This is a genomic window from Sphingobacterium sp. T2, assembly GCF_000814685.1.
Lineage (GTDB): Bacteria > Bacteroidota > Bacteroidia > Sphingobacteriales > Sphingobacteriaceae > Sphingobacterium > Sphingobacterium thermophilum.
Map to the genome: position 1 here is coordinate 1 of NZ_JXAC01000224.1, position 11152 is coordinate 11152.

General features: G+C 40.3%; 13 protein-coding genes and 2 pseudogenes. 9 read left to right on the plus strand and 6 right to left on the minus strand.

Annotated features, from left to right (window positions below):
• The 9 genes and pseudogenes from secY to rplQ form a co-directional block, all read left to right on the plus strand.
• Positions 1-1321: pseudogene (gene secY / locus SD31_RS12620) on the plus strand (preprotein translocase subunit SecY); the annotation flags it as partial.
• Between the two features lie 8 nt (positions 1322-1329).
• Complete coding sequence (gene map, locus SD31_RS12625; RefSeq protein ID WP_039054401.1) at positions 1330-2112, plus strand: type I methionyl aminopeptidase; 783 nt, start codon at positions 1330-1332, stop codon at positions 2110-2112.
• Positions 2113-2206: 94 nt separating this feature from the next.
• Positions 2207-2407, plus strand: coding sequence for a translation initiation factor IF-1 (gene infA, locus SD31_RS16240; RefSeq protein ID WP_231561593.1), 201 nt, complete (start codon positions 2207-2209; stop codon positions 2405-2407).
• Positions 2408-2445: 38 nt separating this feature from the next.
• Complete coding sequence (gene rpmJ / locus SD31_RS12630; protein WP_039054402.1) at positions 2446-2562, plus strand: 50S ribosomal protein L36; 117 nt, start codon at positions 2446-2448, stop codon at positions 2560-2562.
• Between the two features lie 47 nt (positions 2563-2609).
• Positions 2610-2969: a 30S ribosomal protein S13 gene (gene rpsM / locus SD31_RS12635; RefSeq protein ID WP_039054403.1), complete on the plus strand. Its 360-nt coding sequence runs from the start codon at positions 2610-2612 to the stop codon at positions 2967-2969.
• Between the two features lie 10 nt (positions 2970-2979).
• Entirely contained in the window at positions 2980-3369 is a 390-nt protein-coding gene (gene rpsK, locus SD31_RS12640; RefSeq protein WP_039054404.1) for a 30S ribosomal protein S11, read from the plus strand.
• 67 nt (positions 3370-3436) lie between these two features.
• On the plus strand, positions 3437-4045 hold the full coding sequence (rpsD, locus tag SD31_RS12645; RefSeq protein WP_039054405.1) for a 30S ribosomal protein S4: 609 nt from the start codon (positions 3437-3439) through the stop codon (positions 4043-4045).
• Between the two features lie 86 nt (positions 4046-4131).
• A pseudogene (locus SD31_RS12650) lies at positions 4132-5125 on the plus strand (DNA-directed RNA polymerase subunit alpha).
• A gap of 96 nt (positions 5126-5221) precedes the next feature.
• On the plus strand, positions 5222-5740 hold the full coding sequence (gene rplQ / locus SD31_RS12655) for a 50S ribosomal protein L17 (protein ID WP_039054406.1): 519 nt from the start codon (positions 5222-5224) through the stop codon (positions 5738-5740).
• Between the two features lie 70 nt (positions 5741-5810).
• On the opposite strand, the gene SD31_RS12660 is transcribed toward rplQ, so the two are convergent.
• The 6 genes from SD31_RS12660 to SD31_RS19420 form a co-directional block, all read right to left on the minus strand.
• Positions 5811-6404: an RNA polymerase sigma factor gene (locus SD31_RS12660; protein ID WP_039054407.1), complete on the minus strand. Its 594-nt coding sequence runs from the start codon at positions 6402-6404 to the stop codon at positions 5811-5813.
• A 155-nt stretch (positions 6405-6559) separates the two neighbouring features.
• Positions 6560-8326: a DUF4091 domain-containing protein gene (locus SD31_RS12665; RefSeq protein ID WP_039054408.1), complete on the minus strand. Its 1767-nt coding sequence runs from the start codon at positions 8324-8326 to the stop codon at positions 6560-6562.
• A 62-nt stretch (positions 8327-8388) separates the two neighbouring features.
• Entirely contained in the window at positions 8389-9213 is an 825-nt protein-coding gene (locus tag SD31_RS12670; protein WP_039054409.1) for an endonuclease/exonuclease/phosphatase family protein, read from the minus strand.
• Positions 9214-9285: 72 nt separating this feature from the next.
• Positions 9286-10311, minus strand: coding sequence for a BT_3987 domain-containing protein (locus SD31_RS12675; RefSeq protein ID WP_039054410.1), 1026 nt, complete (start codon positions 10309-10311; stop codon positions 9286-9288).
• Positions 10312-10326: 15 nt separating this feature from the next.
• Entirely contained in the window at positions 10327-10971 is a 645-nt protein-coding gene (locus tag SD31_RS12680; protein WP_052259040.1) for a RagB/SusD family nutrient uptake outer membrane protein, read from the minus strand.
• Positions 10955-11152: hypothetical protein (locus tag SD31_RS19420; protein ID WP_231561591.1), on the minus strand; the 198-nt coding region annotated here is incomplete at its 5' end. The genes SD31_RS19420 and SD31_RS12680, both read right to left, overlap by 17 nt.

Sequence of the window (11152 nt, forward strand, 5' to 3'; positions counted from 1 at the left end):
CAATATATGGAAGATTGAAGACTTACGTAATCGTATTTTAAATTACCTTACTTATTTCTTCTTATTTATCGTTTTGGATGTCACGTGGTTCTTCCGGGTGTAAATCCTGAAGCTTTGGCAAGTGCCGGAGAGAAAGAAGGGCTTCTGGGCATGATCAACATGTTCTCCGGAGGTTCATTCTCCCGTTCGGCAATCTTTGCTCTTGGTGTAATGCCTTACATCTCGGCTTCTATCGTTGTACAATTATTGGGGATAGCCGTTCCTGCGTTTCAGAAAATGCAAAGAGAAGGAGAATCTGGTCGTAAAAAACTTAATCAGATTACCCGTTATCTTACAGTAGCTATCACATTGGTTCAGGCTATAGCGTACGTGAAAACTCAGATTGATGACAGCGCGAAAACTATATCTGATCCGATGTTCACTATTTTAAGTGCTATTGTGTTGACTGCAGGAACCTTGTTTGTGATGTGGTTGGGTGAAAAAATTACCGATAAAGGTATAGGTAATGGTATCTCTTTGATTATCATGGTGGGTATCATTGCTCAGTTGCCGGGAGGTATTATAGCTGAATGGGGATCGCGTATGAGTCCAAGCGGTGGAGGTATCATTCCTTTCATTGTGGAGTTCATAGCTTTGTTCTTTGTTGTGATTTTTACGATACTAATCGTACAAGGCGTGCGCAAAGTTCCTGTACAATATGCTAAGAAGATTGTTGGTAACAAACAGATTGGAGGTGTGCGTCAGTACATTCCGTTGAAGGTCAATGCAGCAGGTGTAATGCCTATTATTTTTGCTCAGGCTATCATGTTCTTACCAATGTCTTTGGCGCAATTTGTACCTAGCTTTCAAAACTCTGACTTCTTGAGATCGTTGACAGATTTTACTTCGATACCGTATAATTGTCACCTTTGCTATTTTAATCATAGCGTTTACATTCTTCTATACGGCTATCATGGTCAACCCTCAACAGATGGCAGAGGATATGAAGAAAAATGGTGGCTTCATACCAGGTATCAAACCGGGATACGAGACTAACTTATTCATCGATAATGTTATTTCTCGCATTACGTTTCCGGGAGCTATTTTCATAGCTGTGATCGCTATATTGCCTTCAATAGCGAGTGCGCTAGGTGTAAATAATACATTTGCACATTTTTACGGCGGTACTTCGTTGTTGATTTTGGTAGGTGTAGTGTTGGATACGCTTCAGCAGATCGAATCACATTTATTAATGCGTCACTATGACGGTTTGATGAAAACCGGACGTGTTAAAGGCCGTTCGGCTGTTGGGGTAGAAGGGTATGATCAATCAGCAATTTAATTCTTTAGATGTCTAAAGTAATTTTAAAAACAGAAGAACAAATCGAGCAAATTCGAGAGTCAGCAAAAGTACTCTCGAATTTACTCGTTGAAGTTGCCAAGGTAATCAAACCTGGTATTACTACATTGTCGTTGGACAAATTAGCTTATGAATTTATTCACGACCATGGTGGTACACCGGCGTTTCTGAATTACCAAGGTTTTCCATACTCTTTATGTATATCCGTTAATGATCAGGTGGTGCATGGTTTTCCGAGTGAGTATGTGATTAAAGACGGAGACTTGGTGTCGGTAGATGGTGGGGTGAACCTTGATGGCTTTATTTCTGATTCTGCCTATACATTCGGAGTAGGAGAAATTTCTAAAGAGGCGCAATTACTATTAGACGTTACAAAAGCTTCTTTGCAGAAGGGGCTTGAACAAGCTGTAGCTGGAAAGCGAGTGGGAGATATCTCATCTGCAATTCAAGAGTATATCCGCCCGTACAATTTCGGAATCGTACGCGAGCTGGTTGGTCATGGTGTAGGCTTACACCTCCATGAAAAGCCGGAAGTTCCGAATTACGGAAAAAGAGGTTCCGGACCTAAGTTGGAACCGGGCTTGGTAATCTGTATAGAACCTATGATTAATGCCGGCAAGGCCGGGGTTAAATTCTGGGATGACGGCTGGACAGTGAGTACAATAGATGGAAAATTGTCTGCCCATTTTGAGCAAATGGTTGCCATTCGCAAGGGATCTCCGGACGTGCTATTGAATTTTGACGAGATCGAGAAAGTTTTGAATAAAAAGTAGTTGGTTTTCAATATTTTTTGTTTATCTTTGCACTCCTGTTAAGTGCAGGTTGTTAAAACGTTAATAAAGATTGATATATGGCTAAACAGGCTCTATAGAACAAGACGGAGTAATCAAAGAAGCATTGTCTAATGCTATGTTTCGGGTAGAACTGGAGAATGGGCATGAGATTATTGCACATATTTCCGGTAAGATGCGTATGCATTATATCAAAATTTTACCAGGAGACAAAGTGAAATTAGAGATGTCGCCTTATGATTTAACAAAAGGTAGAATAACTTATCGTTATAAATAAGACAATGCTCTAATCAGAGCTTTTAACAATTTATTACAATGAAAGTAAAAGCATCAGTAAAAAAACGTAGTGCGGATTGCAAAGTGATCCGTCGTAAAGGAAAAGTTTTTGTGATCAACAAAAAGAACCCTAAGTTCAAACAACGTCAGGGATAATTAGTTAACAAATCGCTTAAAGAATTATATGGCAAGGATAGACAGGTATAGATTTACCTAAAAACAAAAGAGGTGTTATTGGCCTAACGTACATTTTTGGTATCGGTCGTGCCACAGCTGCTTACATCTTGGATAAAGCAGGAATCAGTCATGACGTTAAAGTTTCAGAATGGAACGATGAGCAATTAACAGCCATTCGTACTATCATCAACGATGAGATCAAAGTAGAAGGTGCTTTACGCTCAGAAATCCAATTGAATATCAAGCGTTTGATGGATATCGGTTGTTACCGTGGATTGCGTCACCGTAAACACTTACCAGTTCGTGGTCAACGTACTAAAAACAACTCTCGTACGCGTAAAGGTAAACGTAAGACAGTTGCAAACAAGAAGAAAGCTACTAAATAACAAGTAAACAATGGCTAAAAGTAAAAAAGTTACTAAAAAACGTATCGTTGTTGTTGAGCCTGTTGGTCAAGCTCATATCAATGCTACTTTTAACAACATTATTATTACTTTAACGAATAACTCAGGTCAGACTATTTCATGGTCTTCAGCTGGTAAAATGGGCTTCAGAGGTTCTAAAAAGAACACTCCATATGCAGCAAGCCAAGCAGCGTCAGACTGTGGTAAAGTTGCTTACGACTTAGGTTTACGTAAAGTTGAAGTATTCGTTAAAGGTCCAGGTGCTGGTCGCGAGATGGCAATCCGTACTTTACAACAAGTAGGTATTGATGTAACAGCTATTAAGGATATTACACCACTTCCTCACAACGGTTGTCGTCCTCCAAAACGTAGAAGAGTTTAATAATAATTATTGTTTAAGATAAGATTCGTCAGTTACAGGCTGATAGATACTTAAAACAGAGAAAGAAATGGCAAGATATACAGGACCAAAGTCCAAAGTTGCACGTAAGTTCAGAGAGCCAATTTTCGGCCCAGATAAAGCGTTAGAGAAAAAGAATTATCCTCCAGGCCAACACGGTCCATCGAAAAGAAGAGGTAAACAGTCTGAATACGCTATTCAGTTGTTAGAAAAGCAAAAAGCGAAATACACTTACGGTGTATTAGAGCGTCAGTTTGCTAACTTGTTTGCTAAAGCTTCAGCAAAAGAAGGTATTACGGGTGAGAACTTCTTAAAATTATTGGAAGCTCGCTTAGATAACGTAGTATTCCGTTTAGGTATTGCACCTACACGTGCTGCAGCTCGTCAATTAGTTTCACATAAGCACATTACTGTTAACGGCGAAGTTGTTAACATTCCATCATATAGTGTTCGTCCAGGTGATGTAATTGCTGTACGTGAGCGTTCACAATCTCTAGAGGTTATCGCTAACTCGGTTGCAGGTAGAGCAATCAACAAATACAGCTGGCTAGAGTGGGACGCTAAAAACCTTACTGGTAAATTCGTAAATTATCCAGAAAGAGCAGAGATCCCTGAGAATATCAAAGAAAACTTAATCGTAGAGTTGTACTCTAAATAATAATTAATAGCGATATGCATAATCTTCAGAAGGTTATGCATATGCTATTAAGATTACATTGTTGAAAAAAATATAAAAGAATATAAATGGCAATTTTAGCATTTCAAAGACCGGATAAAGTTATCATGCAAAAATCTACGGATTTTGATGGTACTTTCGAATTTCGTCCATTAGAGCCAGGTTTTGGTGTAACGATTGGTAATGCTTTGCGCCGTATTTTATTGTCCTCACTTGAAGGATATGCAATTACGTCGGTAAGATTTTCGGGCGTATCTCATGAATTTTCTACCATCAAAGGAGTCGTAGAGGATGTAACTGAAATCATCTTAAATTTGAAACAAGTACGTTTCAAAAAAAACAGGTGAGCAGGGGGATAACGAGAAAATCTTTGTAGTTATCAATGGTCAAGAGCAGTTCAAAGCTGGTGATATCACTAAGTTTTCAAACAACTTTACAGTTTTGAATCCTGACTTGGTAATCTGTAACATGGAACCTACAGTTACACTAGAGGTTGAATTGTCAGTTGCTAAGGGTCGTGGATATGTAAATGCGGAAGAGAACAAAGTAGCTGATGGTCCTGTAGGTTTGATCGCTATAGATTCTATCTACACTCCGATTAAGAATGTAAAATATACCATTGAAAACTATCGTGTAGAGCAAAAAACTGACTATGAAAAGTTAGTATTGGATATCTCTACAGATGGTTCTATTCACCCTGAAGATGCTTTGAAAGAAGCGGCTCGTATCCTGATCCAACACTTCATGTTATTCTCCGATGAAAACATGTTGTTAGAGTCTCAAACTAAAGAAGAGACTAAGGAAGTGGATGAAGAAATCTTACATATGCGTAAGATTTTGAAAACAGAGCTAGTAGATTTGGATTTATCCGTTCGTGCTTTGAACTGTTTAAAAGCTGCTGATATTCGTACTCTTGCTGAGTTAGTAACATATGATGTAGCAGACATGCTGAAATTCCGTAACTTCGGTAAGAAATCGCTTAGCGAGATCCAAGAGTTAGTTAAATCGAAAGGTTTATCATTCGGAATGAACTTGTCTAAATACAGACTTGACGAAGATTAATAAGTAAACTAAAAATTATATTTAGCGACCTGTTGCATAATTCCTCTGAACGCTTAAGGCTAGTAAGAACGGTATGCACAAAAAACAAAAACTAAAATGAGACACGGAAAAAAAGTAAATCACTTAGGCCGCACTGACAGTCACCGTAAGGCGATGTTAGCTAACATGGCGACTTCATTGATCAAACACAAACGTATTACTACTACTTTGGCTAAAGCTAAAGCTTTACGTCAATACGTTGAGCCATTGATTACTAAATCTAAAAACGATACGACTCACTCTCGTCGTACAGTTTTCTCTTACTTAAAAGACAAAGAAGCGGTATCTATTTTGTTCCGCGAAATTTCTGAAAAAGTAGCTAATCGTCCAGGTGGTTACACTCGTATCATCAAATTGGAAAACCGTCTTGGTGACAACGCTGAGATGGCATTCATCGAGTTAGTTGACTACAACGAAGTTTACGGTAAAACTGCTAAAACTGAGAAAAAAGCGACACGTCGTCGTGGTGGTAAGAAAAAAGCAACAGCTGAAGCAGCTACTGAAGAGGTAAAAGCTGAAGCACCTGCAGCTACAGAAGAAGCAGCTCCTGCTACTGAAGAGAAAAAAGAAGATTAAGGATTTTGATTTTCTAAGATAAAAAGCCTATCGAAAGATAGGCTTTTTTGTTTAAAGATTTGCTATATATTTAAAAGGCTAATAGGCTAAGAATAATGATGCCTAAGGCAATGTCATGCTCTTTGACCAGATAAGTGCGTATGGTTTTCATTGCCAATGACATGTGTTCTTTCACCGTGTTGGGTGATATGCCCAGTCTTTCAGCTATTTCCTGATAGCTCAGGCCTTCTTCTCGGGACAGTTTGAAAATCTTTTGGCGCTGTGGCGGTAACTGCATTATCGCCAAGCGGTATATCTTTTCGTATTCGAGGTTGGCCAGACAATCTTCCCCTTCCACCACATAACTTTCTGTTTTGCTCTTTTGTATTTCCTCTTCAATGCTTAATTTCCTGAGGCGCTCCCTATAATATTTGTAGATTTCATTTCTCGTAATCCGAAAGAGGTAATTTTCAACTTTATGGTATACGGAGATGCGTTCTTTAGCGTTCCAGAGATTGAGGAATGAATCATGGATGATATCGTCTATCGTGTTACTATCAGAAACATACTTTCTGATATAGTTGTACATGAGCCTATTATTTTTGTTGTATATTTCCATAAAGGCTTCATGACATCCTTCTCTCAGCTTATGATTGATTGTATAATAGACTTTAGTAGCATCCATAATTTTATCTGGCTATGACTATCAAAATTCTAATTTCAAGATTAACTTAAAATTAAAACATGATTAGGTTTATTCATAGGTCGTTATTCCAAATATACTTTTTATAGTCAATATTTTTCAAGTCCTTTTATATTATATATATGCAAATTAATATTTTATATGATATCGGAAATTTCATTTACAAGGGCTTTCGCTTTGTTTAGATTTTCCAGCCAATGATCGTCTCTAAAGTTTTTACGTAGCGGTACCAGTGCCGCTTCTATTTTACGTGTCAGGTCGTTTCTTCCTTTGTTTTTGAGTTTTTGCTGAAGAATTTTGACCTTTTCGAAACTTTGAATTCCTTCTACCAGTCTTTCGTAACGTACGGAAGTTCGTGCTTGAGGATAGACGATGTAGGTATCTCCTGCGGGCCAGGTGCGGAATCGCGAATCTTCCAGTGGATTTTCTACCCATGAGTTGAAAGCCCAGCGGAGCATACCGTCATATCCGGTTGCTAGAGTATACCATCCCAGATAGGCGGATTCTGCTGGAGAGGAGAATGTAAACTGGTTAGGGAAGCTGTCGCTACAGCAGATATAGAAAGTGGTGTTGAGACCTTTGGAGCGACGTTGCACGATATCTATAGAATCTATAGGATTTCTAATGGCTGTACTCACATCCTTACTATTAGGATACTGTTTGAAGGTCTTGTGGTTATCGGCGTAGGCTACTCCAAGTTTGGGTGCAACTCTAGAGATAAGGTCGAAGGCAGCAGCTAACTCTTCTTTTCGCCGTTCGTCCAGTGCGATATTGGTAATTTCCAGCCAACCTTTCTGTTTGAGGTGTCGGCTGAAATCTTTCAGGAACGGAGTCCACAGCTCTTCGAAGATTGCTGTTCCCGGCTTAGCCACAACATTGATAATACTGTTGGTTGTTTCGTCATGGTAGTGAATTTCGTTGTTCCATGGTACGATGGAATAGCAGTTGATCATCTTTTTCACTCCCAAGTCCATCATTAATGATACCCATTTGTCGAAAGCGGTATAATCGTACTCCCATGAGCCGTCCCTTTTCTTGGTCCAGATAATCATATCGGCATAGGGGTCAAAGGTCTGAACATGCCATGGATCTTTGTTTAATGTGGCAGTGATGACTTTTTGTCCTGCTTTGGCCAATAATTCCATTTGTGGTTTCAGAGCTTCGAAATGTTCGTCGCTCCACATTTTAAGGTTGTTGACCCGTGCGACGGCACTAGGGTGCTGCCATTGGTCTAGGTGAAATGACCATTGGGCTGCTGGGGGCAGCGTATGGTTTTGTACTTTAACAGTCAAGGGGAGGGTACCCACCACCTTGTTGCCGGTTCTAATATTTAACGTTAAGGTATATTTGTCTGCCTTTATTGAGGCCGGGATATCTACAGTAATCCATACGGGTCTTACGGAGTATGCAGGGATATCTATATGCTTCAGGTCGTCCAGCATATCGGCAGAAAGATGTGCTGGATAGTCTGTAGGGGTTCTTTTACCACAGCCTGTACCAAATTCGTCGGTAAGGACATATCTCAGAAATCTAGCCGAGGTATTTGCTGCCAAAAGTTGGTTGGAACTTTTTTCATTGTTGACCTCAATGCTGACACTCTTTATATTTTCTTTGGTCCATAGAAGGATTTGGGCTGACACTTTCTCGCCTTTCCAGCCTGTTACGGTATGTGTTAAGGATTTTTGTAATGCAGGAATGACAGACTTGGGATAACGTTGGTCTATAGAAGCATAGCTGAAATGTAAGCCTGTATTAATTTTTTTCCAGGCGTTGGTGTCTGCCGGTTCCGGATCCGGTCTTTCTTCAAACTGCTGGCCAATGAGCCAAGCTCTGTCTTGGGCTTGTGAGAAAGATTGAGAGGCAAATAAGGTTAAAGCCAGTAAGGAATAACTCAGAAATTTCATTATGATATATGTTGGTTGATTTTAGGTTTATCTAAATGGTTAATAAAAATAACTTTTATTTTTTAAAAGTTCAATTTAAAAGTTGCAATGACCGGAAAATGGTCGGACTCTTTATTTGCCCAAGTATACACCGTATAGTATGTAGGTGTAAAGGCATTTAAAGGAGCGTAAATCAAATAGTCGATAGTACGGTCGGGATTGGTAGTAGAGAAGGTATACTGACTGCAGTTCCCATTGAGACAACCGTAGGTGAAAAAGGTGCGCAGTATGTTCATGGGGTTAGAAGCAGGCAAAGCGTTGAAGTCCGCTCCCACAATCATCGGTTTATTGAACGTTTTAGCCATTGCGACGAAATCATTGGCCTGTTTTATACGGTTACGTTCATCGCTGAGGTGGTCGAAATGGGTGCTTATAAAATAAAACTCTTTGCCTTCCTTTTCGACCAGGATGCGAGCTACTGACCTTCTTTCTCCTCCCAATGTAGGGTCTACCTCCAAGTTGAAAGATTGCTTTTCTTTTATTGGTAGTCGGCTAAGTACGGCATCTCCGTATTCTCCTCCCGAGACGTTGATAGCCTTGACAAAGTGATAGTCCATGCCTGTAAGTTCAGCTAATTTTTTAGCGATGTCTCCGTTTTTACTGTTGCGAGTTGTATTTTTATCTACTTCTTGGAGTGCCACAAGATCTGGCTTTGCGCGGTTAATAACATCAGCTATCATCTGTAAATCCGGAATGCCACCGCTTCTCGCTCCAAAAATATTGTATGTCATCGCGGAAACTGAGAGGGCTTCTGCTGGCGGTGGAACAGGGGATGAATCCGAGTTCTCATCGTTTTTCGAACAACCCATTAAGAAAATCATCAAGCCATAGACTAGTAGTTTTTTCATATCGCATATATTAAAAATTCTTTCTATGGCTAGCCATAGAAAGAATAAGGTTAAGGAATCTAGTAGGAGGTTTTAAAATGGATATAGTTCTGCAATAGCTGTCGTATCACCTGTTGGGCTAGTACTTCCTAATACAGTCACTCTCACATATCTTCCACTTACTGTTTCTTCAAAATACATTGTACCTTCAGGATTAATCTGATCTACCGGTATTAGGGTAAACACTCCTACGGAAGTCCAGTTATTATTGTCGGAACTAACTTCTATGTGCACGGTTTTAGGAAAGAGGTAGGTTTGAGAGCTTCCTCCCGGCAGAGTTTTTCTTCCGAACAGCTGGATACCGTGTAGTTCTTTGTTTTCCTTCATATCTACAGTAACATGGTGAGGATGTGCTGGGCGTACGCCATTTACCCGCGTATATTGAGACAGCCAGCAGGTGTTAACATCATCGTCTATACAAAATCGAGCTCTTCCGCCCACGGCATTGTCATTATTGTCCGAAGAGTAGTCCACGATTTCCCACCCTGTCTTGTCGTAAGGTGTATAAGGGTTAGATTCATAAAAGCCGCTTACCTGAATATAGGCTGTTCCTAAGCCATTAGCGATGGGGATGTTCGGCGTAACATTGGTGATAGAAATAGGTATCAGATATGTTCTTGTTCCACCCAATTTGAGTGGGTTTACTTTGAGCTGTACTGAGTTGCTACCACTAAGGCCGGGAAGGATTTCTACAGTCCCTCCGTCGAAGGTATAGCTTCCAGAAGGAGGCAAAGTGTAGTTAGTATTATTTGCGGTGTTGTATTCTTCCAGTTTAGAAGGATCCACGCTGAGCTGTACGGTGATTTTCTGATCTGGCTTTACAAGGCCTCCGTATCCGGCTCCTAGGGGGATGCTGTGCCATGTGTCTTCTATAGGGAAGCTCTTGCTGAGTGTTCCATTGCTAGCTGCTTGCATAAATATTTTGGAATAGGACTCAGCATCCGGAATATCGTATTTCGGTTCGCTACAAGCTTGTATGATGAGGGTGATTCCGATTATAAAGCTGTATAATCGGGCAAAAGCTATAACTTTATTTATATTGTTAATGATTGTTTTCATGGGTTTTAGTGTTTATTACCAACCAGGATTTTGCACTAGATTCGGGTTTCTCTGCACTTCTGTTTGTGGAATAGGAAAGAAGTAGAAGCTCTTTCTGAATACGCGGGTTTCAAAGCGTGTTCTTTTGAAGAAGTTAGGATCCGTATTTGATGTTCCTGCTTCTACATTCATCCCATAGAAAGGCCCTCCGTCTGTCTGTTCTGCAATTTTCCAACGGCGTGTATCGAAGTAGCGCAAATGTTCAAATGCCAACTCAATACGTCTTTCTGTACGGATAAACTGACGCATCTGTTCTTGGGTATAGCTGCCTGTAAGGGGAGGAATTCCTCCTCTTTCGCGTACTTGGTTCAAGTATTTCAAGATGTCGGGATGTCCTGGAGAAGCTTCGTTCAATGCTTCGACGTAGTTGAGCAAAATTTCTGCATAGCGCATCATGACGTGTGCACGGTTAGCTGTGGTCACATTAGGATGATATGTTGGCGACACGTTTTTGCGGAAGAGATATCCTGTTTCGGAATAGTCGTGAGAACCTGCTTTTCCTGATTCTCCGGTGTAGTAGAGCTGGATTTCGCGTATCCCTAGGGTTGAAGTTTCGTTAATCCAGTCGCTGCCGCTATATGTTACGGTAGCATAAAATCGTGGTTCACGACGAACGTACATATTGAATTGTTGTTTTCTCTCTAGAAGAGCTAACGGCCTTGTATTGGGAGAATCCGGTTTCAGAGTAACCACTTTCTGGATTGATAATAGGGGAACCGTCAGCTAAATAACCAGTAATGGGAACTGAACCATCTTCCATTCGGTACGCGTCTATGAGTTGTTGCGTAGGACCTAAGGAAGC

What these genes read in the sequence shown, in the direction of transcription:
- map (WP_039054401.1), top strand. Translation starts at nt 1,330, where the DNA reads ATGTCTAAAGTAATTTTAAAAACAGAAGAACAAATCGAGCAAATTCGA.
- rpmJ (WP_039054402.1), top strand. Translation starts at nt 2,446, where the DNA reads ATGAAAGTAAAAGCATCAGTAAAAAAACGTAGTGCGGATTGCAAAGTG.
- rpsK (WP_039054404.1), top strand. Translation starts at nt 2,980, where the DNA reads ATGGCTAAAAGTAAAAAAGTTACTAAAAAACGTATCGTTGTTGTTGAG.
- rpsD (WP_039054405.1), top strand. Translation starts at nt 3,437, where the DNA reads ATGGCAAGATATACAGGACCAAAGTCCAAAGTTGCACGTAAGTTCAGA.
- rplQ (WP_039054406.1), top strand. Translation starts at nt 5,222, where the DNA reads ATGAGACACGGAAAAAAAGTAAATCACTTAGGCCGCACTGACAGTCAC.
- SD31_RS12660 (WP_039054407.1), bottom strand. Translation starts at nt 6,404, where the DNA reads ATGGATGCTACTAAAGTCTATTATACAATCAATCATAAGCTGAGAGAA.
- SD31_RS12665 (WP_039054408.1), bottom strand. Translation starts at nt 8,326, where the DNA reads ATGAAATTTCTGAGTTATTCCTTACTGGCTTTAACCTTATTTGCCTCT.
- SD31_RS12670 (WP_039054409.1), bottom strand. Translation starts at nt 9,213, where the DNA reads ATGAAAAAACTACTAGTCTATGGCTTGATGATTTTCTTAATGGGTTGT.
- SD31_RS12675 (WP_039054410.1), bottom strand. Translation starts at nt 10,311, where the DNA reads ATGAAAACAATCATTAACAATATAAATAAAGTTATAGCTTTTGCCCGA.
- SD31_RS12680 (WP_052259040.1), bottom strand. Translation starts at nt 10,971, where the DNA reads ATGTACGTTCGTCGTGAACCACGATTTTATGCTACCGTAACATATAGC.